Genomic DNA, 24,384 nt, shown 5'->3' with positions numbered 1-24,384 from the left:
TGAATTGTAGTATAAGAGTAGTTTATGCTTTAAGTTTGCAGAAAAATAACCATTCATTTTGGCGAGAAAAAAAACATACCGGTTAAGATATACCAATCAGCTTATTGAAGCAGGCGAAGCACCGGTTAAAACGGAACGTGTAAAAAGGCCACCCATCAATCCCGCAATACAGGAACCTTACCTGGAGGGCAAAGTAATATTGATAGATAAGCCCGTTCACTGGACCTCGTTTGATATCATAAGAAAGCTCAGGAGTATTTTACAAATAAAAAAGATCGGCCATGCAGGTACGCTTGATCCTTTAGCCACAGGTTTACTGATTGTGTGTACGGGAAAATTCACCAAAAAAATAAACGATTATATGGCAGCCGAAAAAGAATACACCGGCTCCATAACATTGGGCGCAGTAACGGCCACCTACGATATGGAAAGTACCCCTGAACAGCAAAAAGATTTTTCGTTTGTAACCAACGAAATGTTACAGGAAGCCACCCAAAAATTCATCGGGGATATTGAGCAGATGCCCCCCATTTATTCTGCCATAAAAAAAGATGGCGTGGCTTTATATGAACTGGCAAGAAGAGGTGTGGATGTGGAATTAAAAACTAGGCTGATCAACATTAGTTCGTTTGAATTAACCGCAATTGAATTACCTGTGGTGCATTTTAAAGTAGTATGCTCTACCGGCACTTATATCCGCAGCCTGGCACATGATTTTGGTGCCACATTAGGTTGTGGTGCATACCTCAGTAGTTTACGCCGTACAAAAATCGGTGAATTTAAAGTGGAAGATGCAGTTACTATGGAAGTGTTTGATCAGTTAATTGAACCAACAATAAAAACTGGTAACGATAAAACAGAAAATTAAACAGGTATTGCCATCCTAAAACTGAAAAGGATAGTTAATGCCAATTGTAAAATTAAAATTCTCATAGCGCCATCTCCTGTATTCTTCATTAGGGCCTTTGGCAAAAATTTTGGGCAATACATCATTAAAGCTTAATGCCGGTATTTTCCATCCATCATTAATGTAGCTTATTTCCGGCCGTTTAAACCTGAAACCAAAATCAAGACGTACAACAAAATAATTAAAATCAAGCCTTAGCCCGGTACCGGCATTAATGCCCATTTCTCTCCAGAAATTTTTAAATTTAAATTGTGCACTGTCAGTACCGCCGCCAGGTTTGGAATTACGGAGATTCCATACATTGCCTGCATCAATAAATAATGCACCTTTAAGCACCAGTGTATTGGGAATTATCTGGGCAATATTAAACCGGTATTCAGGGTTTACTTCAAATTGAATATCACCTGTACGGTCATTAAATTTATTAGTGCCATAAGGTGCCAATGGTTGTGAACCCCGGCCGATACCACGGATGGGCCACCCCCTCATGCTATTACTTCCTCCGCCATAGTATTGTTTAAAAAAGGGCAGTGTGGTATCTTGCCTGGAAGCTAGTCCAACACCACCGAATACACGAAAAATAAAGGCAGATTTCGGCCTGCTTTTGGAATAAATGTACTCAACATCCAGTTTTGCATATTGGCGGAGGTATTTGCTGAGCACATTCATTGATCTTAAAGGAAGCGGTATGGGTAAAACTGAAATAAACGGAACCGGTATTGGTAATACCGGAGCACCGGATTCTTCAAAATCTATTTTAAAGTTATGCTGCCTGTTGGGATGCCTGGCGTTAACATGCGAAATAGAATAAATGGCAGATACACCTGCTACCAAAGCTGTATTAAAGGAATATCTCAAAAAAGGGTTATCCTCCAACGTCTTTTTAAAAGTATCAGTTGCATTATACAATCTTGTAAATTCAATATTCAAGGGTTTTACTATTACCTGGCCACCTTTCCTGGTACGCCAGCTATAGCCGATTCCAAGGTTTGTAGATTGAAGGTCGAACAAATTAATGCGGTTGATATAAGATAGATTGGTATTGATAAATGTTTCGGGAGCAATGAATCTTTTGTCTGAATTTAATTTCTTGAAGGGAAAAATAAATCTTGGAAACAGGATACTGTTAGACAAACTTAGTTCATTAGAGTTAATGATGTTCCTGGTGTTACTGCTATCTGGTTTGATATTTAATTCAACACCAGCCCTTAATGCAGTAGTCATTTTAATACCTTCTTTCAACCAGTTTCGGTTGGTAAAGGATACATTGCCCGAAAGCCCCAGCAGGTTACCGGCATTTGCTGCGGTAACACTGTTGGTATTACTTGTTGCAGAATAACTGGCCTCAATAGAGGTTTCAAAAGCATATTGCTTTGCCGGCAATAACTGTACAATAAGATTGATCTTATTAACGCTGTCTTTTTCTTTTACCTCCACAATTTCAATATTGGTATTTTGCCATACGCCTGCCCGGGAAAAATTATTTAAAGTTTTGTAAAATTCGTCCTGGTTGTACAGGTCACCTTTTTTCAGCGTCATTTTGCGTACTAAAAACCCGGTACGGAATAACCTTTTGTGGTAGCGGATAGTATAATGGCTTCTTGTAACCCGTTCGGTAAGCGAAGGATCATTTAATGTATCCAACGGAATGTAATCGGGCAGAATATAAATATTATTGATGTAGTATTGTTTTAACCTGTTGCTGTCGGCAGGCGGATTTAATACCAGCGCTAATTTTATTTTGGGAGAATCTTTTTTTTGCTGGGCTTCTGCCAGTAAACGCAATTGTTCAAATGGATCGTCATTGATATTAGTTAATACATCCAGGGTAGTATCGCCTCTCATTTTTAATTCTTCGGTGCTGAATTTATAATACCCGTTGTTCCTGTAAATATCAACCAGGCGGCTTATTTCACCCAGAACAGCGGCTTTGGTTACCGGTTTATTTTCTTCTACCAGGCTTTTATCGCTGTTTACACGGGCAATTTGTTGCAGATCGGGCTTTTTAAGGCTATAGCTAAAAGTGTCTATCAGCGTGGGTTTGCCGGGTTCAACAATGTACTGTACGTGTATCCGCTGCTGGCTGCCGGCATGCACGGTATCTACTTTATAACTGGCCTGCGCCCTGTAATAACCAAGGTGCAACATTGATGCCTGCATGTTCTTAGCCGATTTTGAAGCATAGCTGGTATCAAAAGCCGGAGGGTTGGTATAAAAATGCCAGAAAAAAAGTTTATCCACCACGTTTATTTTTGAGCTGTCATCCAATTGCGCATTCAACCGTGATTTTAAGGCGATCAGTTCGTCTTTGGTAAATTTTCCTCCCTTAACTTCGATGCTGTTTTTAGTAACAAAAGGTTTACCTTTTTGGTGCTTTTTTAAAACGGTGCAGGAAGACAGCACCAATGAAAGAAAAAATAGATTCCTTAACTGCTGGAAAAACCTTGTTTTAAGAGGGGCGCTTATCGGCATAAATTGTATTAGTCTGTGATGTTAAACAAAACACATACCAAATATATCCAAACTTTACACCATAAAAAATTCAGGGACGAAAATGGGGTGTTTATTGCAGAAGGGCCAAAGGTGGTACTGGAACTTTTAGACAGTCGTGAATTTGTGTGCCGGCAGTTGTTTGCAGTTGAAGAATGGCTGCTTGATGCAGGTAAAATATTACAACAATATTCCGGTACAGAAATATTTACTGTCAAAGATTTTGAACTCGAGAAAATCTCACTGCTTACCACACCCAACAACGTTTTGGCAGTTTTTAAAAAGAAAGAACCACATGAGCCCACGCAGCTGAAAGGAAAGATAACACTGGCATTGGATACCATACAGGACCCCGGAAATTTAGGCACCATCATCCGTACTGCCGATTGGTTTGGTATTGAAAACATCATCTGCTCGCCGGCATGTGCCGATATGTATAACCCTAAAGTAGTGCAGAGTACCATGGGCAGCCTGGCAAGGGTAAATATTTTTTATACTGATCTGCAGGAATGGCTGAATAAAAATGACACAATAAAAAAATATGCCGCTGCACTGCATGGAAGAAATATCAATACTTTAAAAGCTGATAAAGAAGCCATAATAATTATTGGCAATGAAGGAAAAGGTATCAGCGATACAGTGATGAATATGGTGGACGAAAAAATTACCATTCCCAAAAAAGGGGAGGCAGAATCTTTAAATGCAGCGGTGGCAACGGGGATAATTTTGGCGGCTTTTAGTTAACTGGTGAATTAGTTTATTGGTTAATCAGGTTAGAACTTAAGTAAACAATAGGCTTTTACCGGTGAAATAATGCTGTGTTTGGCCTCACAACTATTAAACAAATTAACCAATAAACTAATCAACGAAACTGTATTGCTTTTACGGGTTTTATTTTATTGATCAAAAATGTGGGGATCACCAGGGTAGCAAAACAAATCACCAGTGTTCCGCCACAGATCAGCAATACCTGCCACCACACCACATCTGCATGCGCCTGGCTCATGTAGTACGCATCTTCGTCCAGTTTTATAAAACCATATTTTTCCTGCAGCCAGCAAATGGCTAAGCCAAATGCAGCGCCAATGATAATGCCGGCAACGGCTATAAAAGAAGTGTTGAATAAAAATATTTGTTGCAGGCTCCAGTTACTGGCACCCACAGCTTTTAATACACCGGTCATTCTTGTTCTTTCCAAAACTAAAATAAGCAGGCAGGTAATAAGATTTACTACTGCAATCACCACCATTATTACCAGTAAAACATTTTTATTTTTTTCCTGCAGGTTCAGCCAGTCGAAAATATTAGGATAAGTTTCCTTAATGGTTTTGCTGTACCAGGTTTGTGGTAATATGTCGGGGCCTTTATCGTAAATAAATTTATTTACGGCCTCTGTTTCCCTGTAATCTTTTAAAAATATCTCGTAGCCGCCTATCTGGTCGGGCTGCCAGCCATTCAGTTTTCTTATCAGGTTAATATCACAAATGCCAAAATGCTTATCGTAATCTTCTATAGAGGTTTTAAAAATTCCCGATACCCTTAATTTTCTTTTTCTTGCTTTTTCAATACCCCGGCTATCAATGAACACTACAAAAATGGTATCATTTACCGTAAGTCCTAATTGGTTGGCAGTATAGGCAGATAACACCACTTCGTTACTGTAACTGCTGTCGTTGGTATTCATCCACAGGCCTTGTTTTAACAGGTTGTTCATCCTGCTGAAATCAAAAGAAGAATCAATTCCTTTTAAAAGCACACTTTCAATTTCACCTTTGTATTTTAAGATGGCCGATTTGGTTGCAAATCGTTCCACCGTTTTTACCTCCGGCAATTTTTTCAGGTTATATTCTACCGTATCATTTTTTGAAATGGGAAATTCTTCTGCGGTGCTCACTTTGTTTTCCAGGTCCTGCTGCACCCGTATATGGCCCCAAAAGCTGAATACCTTATCGCTGATCACATGCTGAAAGCCATTTACAAAACTCATGGCCACAATCATTACTGCAACACTTATAGCAGTAGCTGCCACAGCAAGCCGGATAATGAAACGGGAAAATGTTTTTTGCCTGTTAAAAGCTATTCTTTTTGCTATAAAAACGGATATGTTCAAATGGCATACTTTTGGTATCTTACAAATGTATTTTATTTAAACGTAAAGATTACCATTAACATGATAAAAGTTCGGGCTTGCTATCCGTTACTGCATAGTAACAAAAAAAATACCGCCATCACAAAAATGCCCATCATAAAAAGATACTTACTAACAGCCTTTTTCATTGTATTTAGCTTGTCGTCCTTGGCCCAGCAGCCCGACATGGTGTACAAACCCAATATTCAATGTGTGCGTTTTCATATGTATGGCGATCAGTTGTCGTTACCAATTTTTAATTTAAACAGCAGTGATCAGCTGGAACTGAATTTTGATGACCTGGATGGCAATGTAAAAAGTTATTACTATTGTTTTCAGTTATGCGATTATAACTGGAAGCCGGTTGATATCAGTCCCTTTATGTACATTAAAGGATTTACGCAACAGCGTATTACCACCAACCGTTACTCTTCTATTGCTTTTACTAGGTATACGCACTACCAGGCGATGGTACCCGATAGAAATACCACCATCACCTTATCCGGAAATTATTTGCTGAAAGTTTTTTTAGACGGCGACACTTCCAAACTTGCATTTACAAGGAGGCTCCTGGTACTGGATGCTAAAGCTGCCATCACTGCAAAAGTGATTCAGCCTTTTACGCCGCAGTTTTTCAGCACCCATCAGAAAGTGCAGTTCAATGCCAATATTACCGGTGTAAACACTTTTAGCGCTGCACAACAGGTTAAGGTAGTGATACTGCAAAACAACCGGTGGGATAATTCATTAAAAGATATTACACCCACTTTTGTGCGTGGCAATACTTTAGAATACAGTTCAGAAAACAATTGCATTTTTCCCGGTGGTAAAGAATGGCGTTGGCTGGACCTGCGGAGTTTTCGTTTACAAAGCGATAGGGTAGATAGTGCACATTATACTAAAACCACCACAGATGTTTTTGTAAAACCTGATAAAGACAGATCGGGAGAACGGTATACCTATTTCCGTGATCTTGATGGGATGTTTTCTGTAGAAACCTACGAAACCATTAATCCTTACTGGCAGGGCGATTTTGCAACGGTGCATTTTACACTGGCTACACCCAATGCACAACCTGTTGCCGGTAAAGACATTTACCTGGCCGGGCAATTAACCGATTATGCCATTACTGATAAAACCAAAATGGTATTTAATGCCGAAAGAGGGGCGTACGAAGTAACCGCTTTCTTAAAACAAGGCTATTATAATTATACTTACATAGCAGTGGATAAAAATAATCCGCAACAAAAAACTGACCTGGAAGGTAATTACTGGGAAACTGAAAACAGCTATACTATTTTAATGTACTACAGAGGATTTACTGACCGTGCCGATCAATTGATCGGGATTGGAAAAATTAATTCCAGGACGGACAGGCCGGGAGTAAGTTTTTAAGATAGCGTGAGCTTGCTTGCATCTGCAGCTTATATACGCTATATTATCAGCTTTGTATGTTATCTGTTATTCGTTCTGAACTTTTGATATTTTATATTAAAAATTGAACCGGATATTTGTCATTAAGCCGTATATTTGCGGCGGCAAGTCTTATACGGCCAGCTCCTGTTGAACTCCCCCAGGGCCGGAAGGCAGCAAGGGTAGATGGTTGAGCGGTGCGATGTAAGTAACTTGCCATTTTTTATTTATACTATCACTTAAATATACTGATTGCAATGAAATTTTTTATTGACACGGCCAACCTGGCCCAGATCAAAGAAGCCAATGATTTAGGAATTTTAGATGGTGTTACCACCAACCCCTCTTTAATGGCTAAAGAAGGTATTAAAGGTACCGAAGCTGTAATGGCACATTACAAAGCTATTTGCGAAATGGTAGATGGTGATATCAGTGCCGAAGTAGTTTCTACCGATTTTGATGGTATTATTGAAGAAGGTAAAAAGCTGGCTGCAATCCACCCGAATATTGTAGTAAAAGTACCGATGATAAAAGAAGGTGTTAAGGCAATCAAATGGTTTACTGATAATGGTATCAGAACCAATTGCACATTGATCTTCTCGGCCGGCCAGGCCATACTTGCTGCAAAAGCAGGCGCCACCTATGTTTCTCCGTTTATAGGCAGGATAGATGATACAGGATGGGATGGCATGGACCTGATCCATCAGTTGCGCCAGATATTTTCTATACAAGGATATAAAACAGAAATTTTGGCCGCATCAATACGCAACCCCAATCACATTATTAAATGTGCAGAAGCCGGTGCTGATGTGTGCACTTGTCCTTTAGCCTCAATTTTAGGTTTATTAAAACATCCATTAACTGATAGCGGACTGGCAACTTTTTTAGAAGATGCCAAGAAGTTTGCATAATTATTTTGGGGTGAGTCACCTTCTTGAGGTGACTCACCCCAAAATAATTAAAAATGCCCCCCAACTGGTTGGGGGGCATTTTTATGCTCAGTAATAAAGGTACGATGGACCTGAACTGCCAGCCAATCAGCCTTTCTTACGTTTTGAATTGGGCGACTGCATATCATTCATCAGTTCATCCACCGTTTTTAATTTTTCGTCATCGGGCTTTTTCTTGATGTACAATACAAATTCTTTATGCAGGGCAGGGTTGCTTTTCAGCACTACTTTAATAGCAATCTTTTCTTCTTTGGTATCCTTATCTACCAATAAAGTATTACCATAAAATTTACCGGCAGATGCGGTAAAAAGAATGTCGTTGCTATCCAGGGGCAAATACCTGCCGTTACTTAAAAGTCCGTCGATATTAATATAATTATAAGTGCCTTTTTTAAGGCTGTCGGTATACAAATGCACGTAAATACTATCTATTTTTTGTGCAGTAGCTTTGCAGGAGAGGAACAATAAAAAAGCTGGTAAAAATCGTTTCAATCTTTTTGGTTTTATACAAAGATTGAAAAAATTATGCCAGCGTTGCAAAAAGGGGGAATATTAAATGTTAAAATATACTTTATGTATATCATACAGTTAAGGCAAGATATAACCTGAATGGGATAAAAATCTTGCGGGCTTATTCCGCCGCCGGCACATCTTCAATGCGATAATAAACCTTTAAACCTCTTTCAGTAGCTATCCGTACATCTTCATCAGCACCTTTGGATGCCCCTTGCAGCCTTAATACTGCATCGCATTTTGATAATAACCGGTGAGCCACCGGATACAATATCTCTTCATAAGCCGCATCTCCGGGTTTGGTGGAACCAGCAAGATGCAATAATGGTAAAGCCACCCATTCGCCGATCATGGGAATATGGCCCAGGCGAAACAACGGCAAGGCTGCTGCTTCTAAACGGTTAAGATTTTCCTGCATCAGTTTGGGATCGTCGTTGGTGCCGCTACGGTAAGGGCCTGCAATAAGTATAAGCATGTTTTAATTTTTTACAAAGAAAAACATTAGCGGTGAGTATGGAATTAAGGTAGCTTAAGAAATTATTTTTTTGTTTTATTGGCCCTGATGGCACTTAAAAATTCGGGGGTGATACCTAAATAAGAAGCAATTTGTTTTTGCGTAACCTGTTGTACCACCTGTGGATACTTATTAATAAAACTGTAGTAGCGCTCTTCGGCAGACAGCGACAGGTTTTGTATTACCCTCAATTGCTCCCGTATATAGGCATTCTGCATAATGATCCTGAAGAAACGTTCAAATTTGGGCACCTCGTTACAAAGTATATCAAAATTATTTTTTGTTAGTTGAAGAATACTGCTGTTTTCAATAGCTTCAATGTTCAACATGGCAGGTTGCTGGTTGATAAAACAAAACATATCTGTTACCCACCAATCGGCAATAGCAAACATTATTGTAGATTCTTTACCTTCTTTATCTACGTAATAAGCCCTTAAAGTTCCGGAATGAACATAATTAAAATTTTTACATAACTGTCCTTCTTTTAAAATAAATTCTTTTTTAGTTACCTCCTGCTGTTGCAATAAGGAAATAAAAAAAGCAGTTTCTTCATCAGTAAGTGCAATATGTTTAGCAATGTTTTTTAGGATAAGTTCATACAGCATTGATGATGTTATTTTGATTGAAATGGTAAGGTATAAAATTTTTAACAGTGAAAGCTTGTCAACATAGACTACCTTTAGTGCTTAATTTTTTTTAACAGCACAGATCCTATGGAAACAGGCGATAGAAATGAAGTAGCAAAGAATATGGAAGTAATTGGAATGTTACAGGGTTTTGTTGGAGAAACCGTTGACAACTCGCTCTTAGATCCTGATGATTGCTGGCAACCCACCGATTTTTTACCCGACCTTACACAGAAAGATGCAATGGATGAGGTAGTGCTGTTAAGGGACCGTTGTGCTGCTATTCCTGATAGTGTGATCAGTTCTTTGGTTGGCAATATGATCACTGAAGAAGCATTACCCAGTTACCAGACCTATTTTAACCTGATAGTAAATGAAGAGCGGGAGCTCACCAGTACTAATGGTTGGGTAAGATGGTCGAGGGCATGGACTGCAGAAGAAAACAGGCATGGCGACCTGTTGAATAAATATTTGTATTTATCAGGAAGGTGCGATATGAAAAAAGTAGAAGAAACGATCCATCGCTTAATTTATAATGGCTTTAATCCTAATACCAATCACGACCCTTACCAGGCTATTGTATACACTTCCTTCCAGGAAAGGGCAACAAAAATTTCTCACGTAAATACGGGTAAGCTTGCGGGTAAGGCTGGCGACGAAACCTTATCTAAAATTTGCAAAACCATTGCAGGTGATGAAGCAAGGCATGAAAAAGCGTATAAATCTTTCATGACAAAAATATTGGAAATTGATCCCAACGGCGGATTAAAGTCATTTGAGCAAATGATGCGTAAGCAAATTGCCATGCCTGCAGTATTGATGGTAGATGGAGGTAAAGACCCTGATATCTTCAGCGATTTTTCTGCTATCACACAAAAAATAGGGGTGTACACTACCTGGGATTATGCCAATATTATTGAGCACCTGGTATCACTCTGGAAAATTGAAACTTTAACGGGCTTAAAAGATGGCGTTGCAAAAGCCCAGGATTATTTGTGTACGCTGGCAGACCGGTACAGAAGAATTGCAGACCGCATGAAAATTCCGGAGGATATTAATTTACACTGGCTGAGCAATAAAAAACTGGCGTTTTAAAAATAATTTATTTTTTAGCAGGCTTTTTAAATTGATCATCTAACTGCACCGCTTCTTTCAGCAACTTAACAATGGCTTTATCATTGATCTCCTCTGCAGAATAATATATTTTATAAAAGATCTGTTTATTGGTACCATGCATAAGGTAGCGATCAGCGTCCTTTAATTTATTGCCGTACCAAAATCCCAGCAGCACACCTTTTTTTATTCCTCCCCGTGGAATGGAGGAAGGCCACACAATACAAATGCCTTTGTTGCCGTAGAAGAAAGGTACATTATAAGCAATTTTTTCTTTACCGTTGGCAGGCAAATGCGCTGTAATGAGCTGTCTTAAAACATCAACGATAATTCTTTCTTCATCAGGAAGTACTTCATACAATTGAAGGAGCGATCTTATTTTTACAGGAGAGGAGCGTGCCATCTTGCTACAGAAATATGATGCAGTTTAATTTCTTTTTTGCAGGATGCAAAATTTATAAGGGCAGGATAGTATTTTAATTTAAAAAGATGCCCGGTTCAGCTTGTTGAAACCGGTATCGTTCTGCTTGAGCCTGTATTTGCCATTGGTTCTGCAGAAGCTGTAAAAAGGGTATGTGTAATAGTACTTACAGGACACACTGCTTCGCAAAACATGCAGGCGATATCGCAAGGAGTGTTTACAGCAATAGTATCAAAATTACTTACAAAGCCGGCCTCCTGGGGACACACGGCTACACAGGCACCACATTTAATGCAGGCATTCCAGCCTATTTCAAAAACCACCGCTTGTTTTGTTTTCATGCTTATATTTTTTTATACTCCGATTCAGGGCTGAAGTAATTTGACATCGTTGCATACAGCTGTTCATCTCTTTGTATTACATCTGCGGTATCAAAAATTTTACGTTTCACCCGGTATAATTTCCACATATTATTACCCATTGCTTTTAGCCAGTTATCATGGTATCCTTTCAGGTTTTCAGCAGTGGGGGCATCGCCGTTTAAAATTAATGCAGATAAAAATTCACCTGCAATTTTTCCGCTGCTTAATGCGGTATGTATGCCACCTCCTGTAATAGCATTTACATGCCTGGCAGCATCACCCACCAATATTAAATTATCTGCGTACTGTGTTTTTAATGGCGCCGCCAGCGGTACACCACCTCCCTGTATCTCTATTATTTTGCAGTTTTTAAAGCGGTCTTTAAAAAACGAATCCTTCAAAAAATGATCCAGGTATTCCTGTGCATTACCGGTACACATGGTTTTGGTAATGCCTAAACCAATTTCAGCATAGCCATGCCCTTTGGGAAAAACCCAGGCATAACCACCGGGTGCCCACTCATGGCCGGTAACAATTTCCAGCAGCCCGCTGGTTTCCACACCATCAACCACAAATTGTAAGCAACTGGCCAGTTCGCTTAGCTTGATATGCGTTTTTATGCCTGCCCATTTGCCCACCTGCGATTGTACGCCATCTGCACCTACCACTACTTTGGCTTTAATAGTAACAGGGATATTGAATTTTATAAGATCCACTTCGCAACTACCGTTATCCAGTACACGATACCCGGAAGCTTCGGTTTTTAGCCAGATGCTTACTCCGGCACGTTCGGCCTGTGTGGCCAGGTAGCGGTCGAAGCGGCGCCTGTCTACCACGTAGCCTAAAGGTTTGCAGCCCTCAGCAGTGCCATAATCAGCAGGCTTTATTTTTCTGTAATCAATTACTTTTTTTTCGCCGGTACCATTGTAAATGGCAAAACCGTAAATGGCTTCCTGTATAAATTCCGGGGCGGGATATACGCCGGCATTTTCCAGGGCATTATGACTTACAGCACCGGAGCACTGGATGGGCGCACCCAGTTCCTGCTTTTTGTCGACCAGCAAAACGCTCAATCCATTTTTTGCTGCATACAGAGCGGTAGTGGCTCCTGCAGGGCCTGAGCCAATTACTACAATATCATATTCCTGCATTATTTCCGAACCGGTATTATTAGGCATATTTGATCCATTCATTTTTACAGTGGCATAATAAGTATATACGAAAGCTTTTACTACTTAGTTGCCCATATCAGCAATAAGGTAACATGAAATGACTATAAATGTTTAAATAATTGGTTTTGATGTGGTGTTTTGCAGCATAAACTGCTTCTGCAACCAGGAGTTGATCTCAATCCCGGGGCTCCATATTGTACCTGCAGGGGCTTGCAGAATAAAATTTGTTATGCACATTTTTCCAGACTGGCACTTTTTTTGAATTGTGAATAAAAACCAAATCCATAGTATACGATTTATAATTCTACTCGTTTTTCTTACGGTTCATTTAATTAAACAACTTTTTAAAAAGAAGACTTATGAAATCTACTACATCCCGTTTATGGGTTGCTGGCATTGTCATGCTTACACTCAGTTTATTTTTCTATTCCTGCCAGAAAGAAACATCAGATAGCGGAGGTAATATCCCTCCCGGCAGTACCAAATATTCAATCTACTTAACGGACGGACCAACGGACTATCAAAAAGTATTGATTGACATAAAAAGTATAGCCATTAAAATAGATACCTGTCATCGCAATCATGATGATGATCATAATTTTCCCGGTTGCGATGATGATCATGACCAGATCAACAATCATTGCGAAATATGGGACACTTTAAGTATAAGGCCGGGTGTATATGACCTGCTTACATTAAGAAATGGCTTAGACACTCTACTGGCAACAGGTTTTGTGTTGAATGGAAAAGTAGAAAGAATAAAATTTACATTGGGCGACAGCAATAGTGTAATGGTGGATAGTATTTATCATCCTCTGCAATTGGTGGCTAACCAGCATTACGTTTTTGTAAATGTTGGAAGAGAACACCTGGATTCTATTTCTTCCAATAACTTTCAACTCTTCCTTGATTTTAATATTTCACGTTCCATCTGGTACGTTGGTGGCAAATATTGGCTGAAACCTTTCTTAAAACCTTTCGGCCGTCATAGCAGTGGCGAAATAGAAGGTAAAGTAAGGCCATCACATTCATTTGGATTGATAAAAGCCTACAACGCAACAGACACAGCTTATGCATGGCCCTGGAGCGAAGGAGAATTTAAGATACGTGGATTGAAAGAAGGTACCTACAGCCTTTTCATTGATGGCATCAACGGTTACCAGGATTCTACAATCACCAACATAAGTGTACTGCGGAACAAGGAGACAGATGTAAACACTATTGTTCTACATAAATAAATACAGTTAAAAACCAAAAAAAGCTATCTTCCAAAAGGGGGTAGCTTTTTTATTTGATAAAGGAGATAAGAGATTGTGCGATAATTAGTTTTTGCAACATAAATTTGCTGCTCACTACTTATCCATTTTTAAAAGCGATCAATGACCAGTCAATTCAGGCAACTGCAAAAAAAATATCTCTTTCTATCTTTTTTAATGATCTCGTTACAGGCCCAAAGCCAGACCATGCCTGATCTTATACAATATGCCAGGCCCATTATCGGAACCGAAAAAATGGGACATACCTTTCCCGGTGCAACTGTTCCTTTTGGTGCGGTGCAGTTAAGCCCTGATACAGATACCATTCCCTACGAATCGAATAATAAATACAATCCTGATGTATATAAATATTGTGCAGGCTATCAATACACCGACAAAACGATCGTGGGCTTCAGTCATACACATTTCAGCGGCACCGGCCATTCTGATTTAGGTGATTTTTTAATTATGCCGGGCACAGGTGTGTTACAATTAAATCCGGGTACGGCCGATCATCCTGAAAACGGCTATCGCTCTGCTTTTTCTCATGATAACGAAATTGCCGAACCCGGTTATTATAAAGTAAAACTGGATGATAATAATATTATTGCAGAATTGACTACCACAGCAAGAACAGGTTTTCATCAATATACTTTTCCAAAATCAGACCAGTCGCATATTATACTCGACCTTATAGCCGGCATTTATAATTATGAAGATAAAGATGTGTGGACATTTGTTAGAATTGAAAACGATACTCTGGTTACTGGTTATCGCCAAACCAATGGGTGGGGCCGCACAAGAACGGTGTATTTCGCTATGTCGTTTTCAAAACCAATGTTAAGTTATGGTTGTAAAGATTATTCAAAGAAACAACCGTACCGTGGCTTTTGGGGTAAATTTAATCAAAGCAAAAATTTCCCCGACCTGGCAGGCAAGCAATTGCGTTTGTATTTTGATTTTAAAACAGAAGAAAATGAAAAGATAAAAATAAAATTTGCATTGTCTCCTGTAAGCACAAAAAATGCATTGGAAAATATGCAGGCCGAAATTCCGCATTGGGATTTTGAAAAAACAAAACAGGAAGCGCAACAGGCATGGAATAAGGAACTGAATAAAATCACAATTACTGCAGATAGTAAAGAAGAGCTGGTTAATTTTTATACTGCCATGTATCACGCCGCATTAATGCCTACAGTGTATATGGATGTAAATGGCGAATACAAAGGCCTCGATCAGAATGTACATAAGGCCAACGGGTTTACCAATTACACTTCTTTTTCTCTATGGGATACTTACCGTGCTTTTCATCCTTACCAGAATATCATTAATCCCAAACGTAATGGCGATATGGTGCAATCCATGATGGCACACTTTGATCAGAGTGCGTTGCATATGTTGCCGATTTGGTCGCATTATGCCAATGATAACTGGTGTATGAGTGGTTACCATAGTGTTTCTGTTGTGGCAGAAGCTTATTTAAAAGGTACGCTGACAACGGGTGCAGACAAGGCATTGGATGCCTGTGTAACCACGGCACGCCAGCGTAATTACGAAGGCATTGGAGCGTATATTGATAAAGGTTATATACCACAGGATAAAAATGGCGTATCCGTTTCTACAACTTTAGAATATGCCTACGATGACTGGGCCATTGCACAACTGGCAAAAAAATTGAACCGGCAGGATATTTATGAAGAGTTCAGTAAACGTTCGCAGAACTGGCGCAATGTATATGATGCCGCTATTGGTTTTATGCGCCCCCGTTTAAGTGACGGCAGTTTTAAAAGAGATTTTGACGTATTGAAAACAGACGGGCAGGGATTTATTGAAGGCAACGCCTGGAACTTTAGCTTGTATGTGCCACAGGACCCTGCAGCTATGATTGCAGCAATGGGCGGAAAGAAAAAATTCACGGCACATTTAGATTCTTTATTTACCATGCATTTGCCCGATGCTTTTTTTGCAGAAACAGAAGATATTACCCGTGATGGTATTATCGGTAATTATATTCATGGAAATGAGCCGGCGCATCATGTGGCCTATTTATACAACTGGACAGATGCCGCCTGGAAGACGCAGGAGCGAGTGCGTATGATATTAAAAAATCAATACCACAATGGCCCGGCAGGTTTGGGAGGAAATGATGATTGCGGGCAAATGAGTGCTTGGTATATATTCAGTGCATTGGGTTTTTATCCTGTGGCACCTGCATCTGACCAATATTGGTTTGGAAGCCCGTCAATAAAAACGGCCACTATTAATTTAGAGAGTGGAAAAACTTTTTCGGTAGAAGCCGTTGACCAGGGCGATAAAAATGTGTATGTAAAAAAAGTGATGTTGAACGGACAATTATTAAACAGGAGATACATTACCCATGATGAAATAATGAATGGCGGGAAACTGGTTTTTTATATGTCGGCAAAGAATGCTAAATAAAATATGATGATCAGCAGGTCAATAGTATTAAGGTGTGTAGCTGTAATAACATTTTTTTTGTGTTGTTATTTTGTTACCGCACAAAAGAATAAAGCATCGTTTAAAGTAATCGGATTTTATACTGCTAAAAATGACCTGGCACATATAAGTTTTGTACATGAAGCCAATCAATGGTTTAGTAAAATGGGAGCGGCGCATCATTTTACTTACGATTCTACCAATAACTGGAATAACCTGGATGCTGCATTTCTGGCTCAATATCAACTGGTGATTTTTTTAGATACCAGGCCTGATTCATTGCCCTGGCGCCAGGCTTTTGAAAACTATATGAAGCATGGCGGTGCATGGATGGGATTTCATTTTGCTGCATTTGCATTAACGCCTTCTGCCTTTCCACAAAACTGGGATTGGTACCATAATGATTTTTTAGGTTCAGGTGAATATGGCAGTAATACCTGGAGGCCAACTAAAGCTATTCTTACAACAGAAAATAAAAAACACCCGGTTACAAAACACCTGCCCCGAACTTTTACTGCTGCACCTAATGAATGGTATCGCTGGCAAAATGATCTGCAAAAAAATCCTGCTATAAAAATACTGGCCGCAATTGATACTGGCAGTTTTCCTTTAGGTACCGGCCCCAGGCCAAACGAAATATGGCATAGTGGTTACTATCCTGTGGTATGGACCAACACCCAATATAAAATGGTATATTTTAACATGGGCCATAATGATATGGATTATGAAGGACATACCAATGCGGCATTGTCTTCAACATTCAGCCAACCCCAACAAAATAAAATGATCCTGAACGCTGTGCTGTGGTTAGGCCGCAGAAAATAATTTTACATGCCCAATGAAAAGATGAAGAAATGTTGCCCTTCCCAGGTTTTAAGCGATACATTGTTTTTACCCTGTACTTCTGTAAAATTGTTTAAGCCTTTTGATTGCAGCTCCTGTATTCTTTTATCGGTATGCAATCCAAAATAAGTTATTGCAGGGTAATCAAAATATTTGGTCTGATGAAGGCCGATGATCATCAATCCATCAGAAAGTATGGCATAGGGATAGGGCTCTTTCATCACCGCCTTTGTTGTAAAACCTAATTTTTTCCAAAAGGCAAGTGATACAGTAATATCGGTTACGGGTAATGCAAATTCGCCAAAGGCACCGCATTGTTTATTGGGAAATTTATCTGCGCTGGCATAATCAGTTTGCTGCATGGTCAGCAATGTACGCCCTGTGGGCTGTTTAAATCCGCCAAGGTTGGAAGCCAGCATAATATTCCATCCATCAGGGCTTTTAAAATAATATCTTTTTATCGGGTCGCCGGCTTTGGGCTTCTGTGTAAACACGATACTATCTTTTTCTAATGCTGCTGCCAGCTTTTCCACATCTGCAACATAATAGGTAAGTCCGATGTACGGCGTGGCATCTTTCCGCAGCATGATCAGCAGGCTGCCATCACTTAGCTGCATCCAGGAAGTTGGAAAATCGTTAGCACCGGTTTTTGCAAATCCTAATTTTTCATATACAGCAAACGACGAATCGAGGTTTGATGTGGTAACATATACACAGGCAACATCACCCAGCCTGGATTGTGCATGCGCACACATGCAAAACAAAAAAGCGATAGCAAGCAATAATGACGAACGTAGCATAAAAATATTTTATAATCACATATAATAAAAAATCAATGTTGCAGCTTTGAAGTTTGAACATTAATCTGGCTGCAGGTATTAAATTGGTATTAAAATTATAAAAAATAAGACACCCTCTTTAAAATAATTGATACATTTGCATCCATCAATGTATTTTAGGTGAATTTAAAACAATTAGAGAAAATTTCGAAGGCATTGGCCGATACGACACGGTTGCAGATTTTGCTGGATATGTCTAAGCGCAAAGGCTGCATTCAATGTTCGGAGATCATGAACATTACCAAACTGGCACAACCCTCTGTAAGCCATCACATAAAAACATTAACTGAAGCAGGATTGATTGAGGCTGAAAAAGAAGGCCGTAACCATTCCTACAATCTTAACCAGGAATTGCTGCAGCAGTATGCAGGCTGGCTAGGTAAAGTTGCCGGGTAATGCCGGCACTGCTCAAAACGATTCTTGCCGATTTATTACCAGGGTTTATTGCATTTATTATGCAGTAAGCGTATTTTTAGTACAGGAACAAACCAACAATATGACCGATTTTTTTAAGCAATGCAGGCCAGGTATAACAATAGTTTTTTTATTATTGCTTGCACCGTTTTTTACAACAGCGCAAACGGCTGCACAGGATACTTTACTTAAGGAAGTGACTTTAAAAGCAGCTATTGATTATGCCATCAAACATCAGCCAAAGATTCAGCAGGCTTTAATAGATGAGCAGATCACAGCATCTACAATTAAAAGTAAACTGGCAGACTGGTATCCGCAGGTGAATTTTAATTATAACCTGCAGCATAATTTTCTTTTGCAATCCACTGTTATAGGCGGCAATACCATCAAGCTGGGAGTGGACAATACTTCGGCAGGGCAGTTCACCGTTTCGCAAACCATTTTTAATAAAGATGTATTGCTGGCAAGGCGTAGCAAGGATGATGTGTTGCAACAAACCAAACAAACTACCTCAAACAATAAAATTGATCTTGCTGCAAATGTATCCAAGGCTTTTTATGATGTACTTACCACATTGCAGCAAATTAAAGTAGCGGCAGAAAATATTGTACGCACCGAAAGAAGTTTGAAAGATGCTACCAGCCAGTACAAAGCCGGTGTTGCAGATAAGATAGATTATAAAAGAGCTACCATCAGCCTCAATAATATTAAAGCGGCAAAAAGAAGTAACGAAGAACTGGTGAAAGCAAAAATAGAATACCTCAAATCATTGATGGGGTACCCGGATTCTTCCGTTTTAAATATTGTATACGACAGCACTGCAATGGAAAGCGAAATTTTTATTGATACCACCCAGCGCCCCGATTATAAAACAAGGATTGAATATAAATTATTAGAAACGCAAAGGAATTTATTACAATCAAATGTATTGTACAACAGGTGGAGTTACCTGCCTTCGGTTGCTGCCAACGGCGCTTATAACCTCAATTTTCAAAATAACCAGTTTACTAAATTGTATAACACCAATTACCCCAATTCATTTGCAGCACTCACATTATCACTACCCATTTTCCAGGGTGGTAAAAGAAAGGCCAATTTGTATACGGCGGAATTGCAGCTGAAAAGAAGTGAGCAGGATATAGTTACTTTAAAAAATGCAGTGAATGCACAGTATGCCCAGGCTTTGGCCAATTACAAAAGCAGTATGGAAAACTACCTGGCATTAAAAGATAATGTATCGATCGCTAAAGAAGTTTATGATGTAATACAATTGCAATATCGTTCGGGCATTAAAACCTACCTGGAAGTGATCACATCAGAAACAGATCTGCGCACATCGCAGATCAATTATTTTAATGCACTAAACCAGGTGCTGTCTGCCAAGGTTGATGTGCAAAAAGCATTGGGGCAGATCATTTATTAAAAACAAATTCATTTACATTTTATTTCAGTTTTATAACCAACCAATATGTACAGCGCATTTACAAAACAAATCACAAAATATACAAGCATAACCGCCATAGTATTGCTGGCAGCATGTAATAATAAGCAGTCTGCACCACCGCCACCACCACCGCCAAAAGTTACGGTGCAGGAAGTAACTGTAACTAATGCCGTTTATTTTGATGAATATCCTGCAACAGTAACAGCATTAAACCAGGTGGAACTGAGGCCACAGGTAAGTGGTTTTATTACCGGTGTGCATTTTGCCGATGGGGCAAGGGTAAGAAAAGGGCAGTTGTTGTATTCGATTGATCAGCAATTGTACGCCGCTAATTACGAGCAGGCTGTTGCCAATTTAAAAGTGCAGGAAGCTAACTTAAACAAAGCGCAGAAGGATGCTAATCGTTATCATGAACTGGATAAGAATGATGCCATTGCCAAACAATTAGTGGATAATGCAGATGCAGCTGTTGAAGTAAGTAAAAAACAGGCAGATGCTGCAAGGGCAAATATCCAGGCGGTACAAACCAGTGTACGCTATACCAAAGTATTTGCACCGTTTGATGGTGTTATTGGTATATCAGCAGTAAAAGTGGGCGCTGCAGTTACAGCGGGCCAAACCATTTTGAATACAGTATCAACTGATGGCGACCTTGCCGTAGATATTAATATTGAACAAAAAGATATCTTTCGTTTTTCAACTTTATTAAATGAAAAAACTAAACCGGCAGATTCAACATTTACCTTGGCTTTTGGCAGCGACATTTATCCTTACCCCGGCAGAATTGTTTTGTTAGACAGGGCTGTTAATCCGCAAACCGGTACACTTAAAGCAAGGTTAAGTTTCCCCAATAAAAACAGTTTATTAAAAGCCGGTATGAACGGAACCATTCGTATTAAAAACGGGTCGGCTGCACAGGCAGTGGTTATTCCTAATAAAGCAGTGGTGGAACAGCTGGGCGAATTCTTTGTATACGTTCCGGGTGATAGCAATAAAGTTTCGCAACGTAAAGTAACCTTAGGTACAGTATTGGGTAAAAATATTATTGTAAAAGATGGTTTACAGCAAGGCGATAAAATTGTAACCGAAGGCGTACAGAATTTAAGGGAAGGCGCTAAAGTTACTATTGTAACACCTGGCGCTCCCGGTGCTGCACCAGAAAAAAAATAGCTTAATAAATTATTGCTGTAATTAATTGCAGCATAAAGTAATGATATAATGATAGCAGAAACTTTTATAAAAAAACCGGTAACGGCAATTGTAATATCGGTGGTGATAGTGCTGGTGGGTATTATTGCCATGTTAACTTTACCAGTTGCACAATACCCGAATATTACACCGCCTACTGTAACGGTGAGTGGAAATTTTATTGGTGCAGATGCACAAACGGTAGAACAAACCACTACTACAGCAATTGAAACACAGATCAATGGCACGCCGGGCATGACCTATATGTCCAGCAACAGTACCGGTAGCGGGCAAAGTTCCATCAACGTGAATTTTGATATTGGTACCGATGTAAATATTGCGGCACTGGATGTACAGAACCGTGTGAGTGTGGCACAACCCACTTTACCGGATGCAGTAAAGCGTTTAGGCCTTACCGTTCGTAAGCGTAACCCCAGCATCATGGTGGCGCTGGCATTATATTCTCCCAACGGAACGCATGATGCCACATTTATTGGCAACTACGCCAATATTTATTTAAAAGATGCCTTGCAGCGTGTGAAAGGGGTAGGGGATATTGTTTCCCGTGCAGATGATTTTGGTATGCGTATCTGGCTCAACCCTTCTAAATTAGCTGCGCTTGAAATGACTACAGCCGATGTACTGGCAGCATTAACCGAACAAAACCTCCAGGTTGCCGCCGGTACGATCGGTGGAAATCCGCAGCCTAATACACAAAGTTTTGAATATAGTGTGTTAACCAACAGCCGTATTAATACCAGGGAACAGTTTGAAAATATTATTGTGCGTACGCAACCTTCAACCGGTACAATAGTGTATTTAAAAGATATCGCAAGAGTAGAACTTGGAAAATTTGATTACGGCAGCAATGCTTACGTAAACGGAAAGCCGGCTGCTTTTATTCTCATCTACCAGGCTCCCGGTGCCAATGCATTGGAAACTTTTGATGGTCTGAATGTGGCTTTGGCGGAATTAAAAAAATCTTTTCCTAAAGACATTGATTATTTAATGCCATTGGAAACAGTGACTGTTGTAAAAGTATCTATCAGGGAAGTATTGCACACTTTGGTGGAAGCGTTATTACTTGTGGTGCTGGTGGTATTTTTATTTTTACAAAACTGGCGGGCTACATTAATACCGGTACTTGCCATCCCCGTTTCACTGATCGGTACATTCATCTTATTTATTCCTTTTGGCTTTACCATTAATACACTCACCTTATTTGCCTTTGTATTGGCTATTGGTATTGTGGTGGATGATGCTATTGTGGTAGTGGAAGCGGTACAGCATTATATCGATCATGGAAAATTATCTCCCAAAGAAGCTACTAAAAAAGCGATGAGAGATATTTCGGGGCCTGTAATAGCTATCGCATTGATATTGGCAGCGGTATTTGTACCGGTTGGTTTTATACCGGGTATTGTAGGGCGTTTGTACCAGCAGTTTGCTATTACTATTGCAGTATCTGTGATCATTTCTGCCTTTGTTGCATTATCGCTTACCCCAGCATTGTGCAGTATCATGCTTAAACCATCTAAAGACGCATCTGCAAAGAAAAATATAATGGAAAAATTCTTTGCATGGTTCAACAAAGGTTTTGGAAAACTCAACCGTTCTTATACCAGCCGTGTTGCCAAATGGATAAAGGCAACCCCGATGGTATTGGTAATGCTGGTTTGCTTATTTGTGGGATTGATATTCATGTTCAAAGCAAAACCATCAGGATTTATTCCTTCAGAAGATGAAGGCCGTTTATATGTTACTTACGAAATGCCTGAAGCCACATCAACCGCCAGGAGCAAGGAGATGCTGGTGAATATTATGCAGCGTGTACAATCTATACCCGGTGTAAAAACAGTGGGTGGTTTAGCGGGGCTCAACATCATTACATTCTCCAATAAATCCAATGCCGGCACCATGTTTGTGCAGCTGAAGCCATGGGATGACAGGGAGACAAAAGAGACCCAACTGCAGAGTATTATTGCAGAAGTTCAGAAGAGAACCAGCGACATCAAAGAAGCAAGGATATTGGCTATAGGCCCGCCGGCAATACCGGGCTTAGGTGCAACAGCCGGCTTTACTTTTGAACTGCAGCAAACTACCAGTACTGATAACATTCAACAGTTTGAGGCCGTTACAAGAAAGTTTTTAGCAGAAGTAAACCAGCGCCCCGAAATTGCAATGGCCTATACTTTCTTTAGCTCTCATACACCCAGTTACCAGGTAGATGTTGATAAAGAGAAAGCAAAAAAACTTGGAGTGTCTGTTGCTGATGTATACAGCACTATGTCTACATTACTGGGTAGCAGTTATATCAATGACTTTAATTTATACGGCAGAAACTTCCGTGTAATGGCACAGGCAGACAGCAATTTCCGTTCGTCCATTGCAGAGCTGGGCAAATATTATGTACGCAACAGCCAGGGTAGTATGGTGCCGCTGAGTTCGCTGGTTACCTCTAAACTGGTAGAAAGCCCTTCGCTGATATCGCATTATAATATTTACCGGTCAATTGAAATTAACGGTTCCCCTAAGCCCGGGTACAGCAGCGGACAAGCTATTGATGCATTAAAAGAAGTGGCGGCTAAATTGCCGGTTGGATATGGCTATGAATTTTCAGGATTAAGCCGGGAAGAAATTTCCGCAGGCAGCAGTTCAACGATCATATTCGGTATCTCCATTGTATTTGTATTTTTATTCCTGGCGGCATTATACGAAAGCTGGTCGATACCGTTTTCTGTATTGTTTGCAGTACCTATCGGAGCATTCGGGTCTATCCTTACCTTATTGCTCCTGCCTAACATCACTAATAATATCTATGCCCAGATCGGTTTAATTACTCTGATAGGCCTGGCTGCTAAAAATGCTATTCTTATTGTAGAGTTTGCCAAAGAACGGGTGGATCATGGCGTTGAAATTATAACGGCCACACTGGAAGCTGTGAATCTGCGTTTACGCCCCATTGTGATGACGTCGCTGGCATTTATCTTAGGGGTGTTGCCATTGGCTTTTGCAACCGGTGCAGCGGCAGAATCACGTAAAACTATCGGCTGGACGGTATTTGGAGGTATGTTAGCCGCCACCACGCTGGCCATATTTGTAGTGCCGGTATTGTTTGTACTTATCACCAAAATATCTTACGGTAAAAAAATAAAACGCTTAAAAGAAGAGCATCAGCAAATAGCGGATGTTGACAAAGCTATAATTGACGAAGGAAGAGAATAAGACTTTGATCGCTGCAGCATATAGTTGCTGCAGCGATCAAAATACAACGTCATTCAGCTAAAATATTATCGCTGTGCTGTGTGAAAAAGCGATAAATTTGTTGTTCAAT

At 39.9% G+C, this 24,384-nt stretch carries 21 protein-coding genes and 1 other RNA gene; 13 read left to right on the top strand and 9 right to left on the bottom strand.

Annotated features, from left to right (window positions below; genetic code table 11):
* Positions 1–58: 58 nt before the first annotated feature.
* Positions 59–868: a tRNA pseudouridine synthase B gene (gene truB, locus ACYVM0_RS05195; RefSeq protein ID WP_460553505.1), complete on the top strand. Its 810-nt coding sequence runs from the start codon at positions 59–61 to the stop codon at positions 866–868.
* A 15-nt stretch (positions 869–883) separates the two neighbouring features.
* Here truB and tamL read toward each other — a convergent pair whose 3' ends face one another.
* Positions 884–3,379 carry a translocation and assembly module lipoprotein TamL gene (gene tamL / locus ACYVM0_RS05190; protein ID WP_460553502.1) on the bottom strand — a complete coding sequence of 832 codons (2,496 nt, stop codon included), beginning with the start codon at positions 3,377–3,379 and terminating at the stop codon, positions 884–886.
* A gap of 18 nt (positions 3,380–3,397) precedes the next feature.
* Here tamL and ACYVM0_RS05185 point away from each other — a divergent pair, with 18 nt between their 5' ends.
* On the top strand, positions 3,398–4,141 hold the full coding sequence (locus ACYVM0_RS05185; protein ID WP_460556296.1) for a TrmH family RNA methyltransferase: 744 nt from the start codon (positions 3,398–3,400) through the stop codon (positions 4,139–4,141).
* Between the two features lie 118 nt (positions 4,142–4,259).
* Here ACYVM0_RS05185 and ACYVM0_RS05180 read toward each other — a convergent pair whose 3' ends face one another.
* Complete coding sequence (locus tag ACYVM0_RS05180; RefSeq protein WP_460553499.1) at positions 4,260–5,507, bottom strand: ABC transporter permease; 1,248 nt, start codon at positions 5,505–5,507, stop codon at positions 4,260–4,262.
* A 231-nt stretch (positions 5,508–5,738) separates the two neighbouring features.
* Here ACYVM0_RS05180 and ACYVM0_RS05175 point away from each other — a divergent pair, with 231 nt between their 5' ends.
* From ACYVM0_RS05175 to fsa, 3 genes are all read left to right on the top strand, one after another.
* Positions 5,739–6,920, top strand: a complete 1,182-nt coding sequence (locus ACYVM0_RS05175; RefSeq protein ID WP_460553496.1) for a type IX secretion system plug protein — start codon at positions 5,739–5,741, stop codon at positions 6,918–6,920.
* Positions 6,921–7,061: 141 nt separating this feature from the next.
* Positions 7,062–7,160: signal recognition particle sRNA small type (gene ffs, locus ACYVM0_RS05170), an RNA gene on the top strand.
* A gap of 35 nt (positions 7,161–7,195) precedes the next feature.
* Entirely contained in the window at positions 7,196–7,849 is a 654-nt protein-coding gene (fsa, locus tag ACYVM0_RS05165; protein WP_460553493.1) for a transaldolase family protein, read from the top strand.
* 126 nt (positions 7,850–7,975) lie between these two features.
* On the opposite strand, the gene ACYVM0_RS05160 is transcribed toward fsa, so the two are convergent.
* The 3 genes from ACYVM0_RS05160 to ACYVM0_RS05150 form a co-directional block, all read right to left on the bottom strand.
* The gene (locus ACYVM0_RS05160) at positions 7,976–8,380 is read right to left on the bottom strand and encodes a hypothetical protein (RefSeq protein WP_460553490.1); all 405 of its coding nucleotides are present in this window, start codon (positions 8,378–8,380) and stop codon (positions 7,976–7,978) included.
* A 139-nt stretch (positions 8,381–8,519) separates the two neighbouring features.
* Positions 8,520–8,876, bottom strand: a complete 357-nt coding sequence (locus ACYVM0_RS05155; protein ID WP_460553487.1) for a hypothetical protein — start codon at positions 8,874–8,876, stop codon at positions 8,520–8,522.
* A gap of 62 nt (positions 8,877–8,938) precedes the next feature.
* Positions 8,939–9,520, bottom strand: a complete 582-nt coding sequence (locus ACYVM0_RS05150; protein ID WP_460553484.1) for a Crp/Fnr family transcriptional regulator — start codon at positions 9,518–9,520, stop codon at positions 8,939–8,941.
* Positions 9,521–9,628: 108 nt separating this feature from the next.
* On the opposite strand from ACYVM0_RS05150, the gene ACYVM0_RS05145 reads away from it, so the two are divergent.
* Positions 9,629–10,636, top strand: a complete 1,008-nt coding sequence (locus ACYVM0_RS05145; protein ID WP_460553481.1) for an acyl-ACP desaturase — start codon at positions 9,629–9,631, stop codon at positions 10,634–10,636.
* Positions 10,637–10,643: 7 nt separating this feature from the next.
* Here ACYVM0_RS05145 and ACYVM0_RS05140 read toward each other — a convergent pair whose 3' ends face one another.
* The 3 genes from ACYVM0_RS05140 to ACYVM0_RS05130 all read right to left on the bottom strand — a co-directional run bounded on the left by ACYVM0_RS05140 (position 10,644) and on the right by ACYVM0_RS05130 (position 12,615).
* Entirely contained in the window at positions 10,644–11,057 is a 414-nt protein-coding gene (locus ACYVM0_RS05140) for a DUF1801 domain-containing protein (protein WP_460553479.1), read from the bottom strand.
* Positions 11,058–11,152: 95 nt separating this feature from the next.
* The gene (locus ACYVM0_RS05135) at positions 11,153–11,416 is read right to left on the bottom strand and encodes a 4Fe-4S dicluster domain-containing protein (RefSeq protein WP_460553476.1); all 264 of its coding nucleotides are present in this window, start codon (positions 11,414–11,416) and stop codon (positions 11,153–11,155) included.
* 2 nt (positions 11,417–11,418) lie between these two features.
* The gene (locus ACYVM0_RS05130; protein WP_460553473.1) at positions 11,419–12,615 is read right to left on the bottom strand and encodes a geranylgeranyl reductase family protein; all 1,197 of its coding nucleotides are present in this window, start codon (positions 12,613–12,615) and stop codon (positions 11,419–11,421) included.
* 353 nt (positions 12,616–12,968) lie between these two features.
* On the opposite strand from ACYVM0_RS05130, the gene ACYVM0_RS05125 reads away from it, so the two are divergent.
* The 3 genes from ACYVM0_RS05125 (at position 12,969) to ACYVM0_RS05115 (ending at position 17,147) form a co-directional block, all read left to right on the top strand.
* Positions 12,969–13,847 carry a DUF4382 domain-containing protein gene (locus ACYVM0_RS05125; RefSeq protein WP_460553470.1) on the top strand — a complete coding sequence of 293 codons (879 nt, stop codon included), beginning with the start codon at positions 12,969–12,971 and terminating at the stop codon, positions 13,845–13,847.
* A gap of 141 nt (positions 13,848–13,988) precedes the next feature.
* The gene (locus tag ACYVM0_RS05120; RefSeq protein ID WP_460553467.1) at positions 13,989–16,304 is read left to right on the top strand and encodes a GH92 family glycosyl hydrolase; all 2,316 of its coding nucleotides are present in this window, start codon (positions 13,989–13,991) and stop codon (positions 16,302–16,304) included.
* Between the two features lie 57 nt (positions 16,305–16,361).
* Positions 16,362–17,147, top strand: coding sequence for a ThuA domain-containing protein (locus ACYVM0_RS05115; RefSeq protein ID WP_460553464.1), 786 nt, complete (start codon positions 16,362–16,364; stop codon positions 17,145–17,147).
* A gap of 2 nt (positions 17,148–17,149) precedes the next feature.
* On the opposite strand, the gene ACYVM0_RS05110 is transcribed toward ACYVM0_RS05115, so the two are convergent.
* Positions 17,150–17,965, bottom strand: a complete 816-nt coding sequence (locus ACYVM0_RS05110) for a VOC family protein (protein ID WP_460553461.1) — start codon at positions 17,963–17,965, stop codon at positions 17,150–17,152.
* A gap of 159 nt (positions 17,966–18,124) precedes the next feature.
* Here ACYVM0_RS05110 and ACYVM0_RS05105 point away from each other — a divergent pair, with 159 nt between their 5' ends.
* From ACYVM0_RS05105 to ACYVM0_RS05090, 4 genes are all read left to right on the top strand, one after another.
* Positions 18,125–18,400, top strand: coding sequence for an ArsR/SmtB family transcription factor (locus ACYVM0_RS05105; RefSeq protein ID WP_460553458.1), 276 nt, complete (start codon positions 18,125–18,127; stop codon positions 18,398–18,400).
* A 100-nt stretch (positions 18,401–18,500) separates the two neighbouring features.
* Entirely contained in the window at positions 18,501–19,841 is a 1,341-nt protein-coding gene (locus ACYVM0_RS05100) for a TolC family protein (protein WP_460553455.1), read from the top strand.
* A gap of 45 nt (positions 19,842–19,886) precedes the next feature.
* Entirely contained in the window at positions 19,887–21,032 is a 1,146-nt protein-coding gene (locus ACYVM0_RS05095; RefSeq protein WP_460553451.1) for an efflux RND transporter periplasmic adaptor subunit, read from the top strand.
* Positions 21,033–21,080: 48 nt separating this feature from the next.
* Positions 21,081–24,275, top strand: coding sequence for an efflux RND transporter permease subunit (locus ACYVM0_RS05090; protein ID WP_460553448.1), 3,195 nt, complete (start codon positions 21,081–21,083; stop codon positions 24,273–24,275).
* The last annotated feature ends 109 nt before the right edge of the window (positions 24,276–24,384 follow it).

Source organism: Ferruginibacter profundus (genome assembly GCF_054783275.1).
Note: the sequence above shows the minus strand (reverse complement) of the source record. Positions and strands in the feature narration are given on the sequence as shown.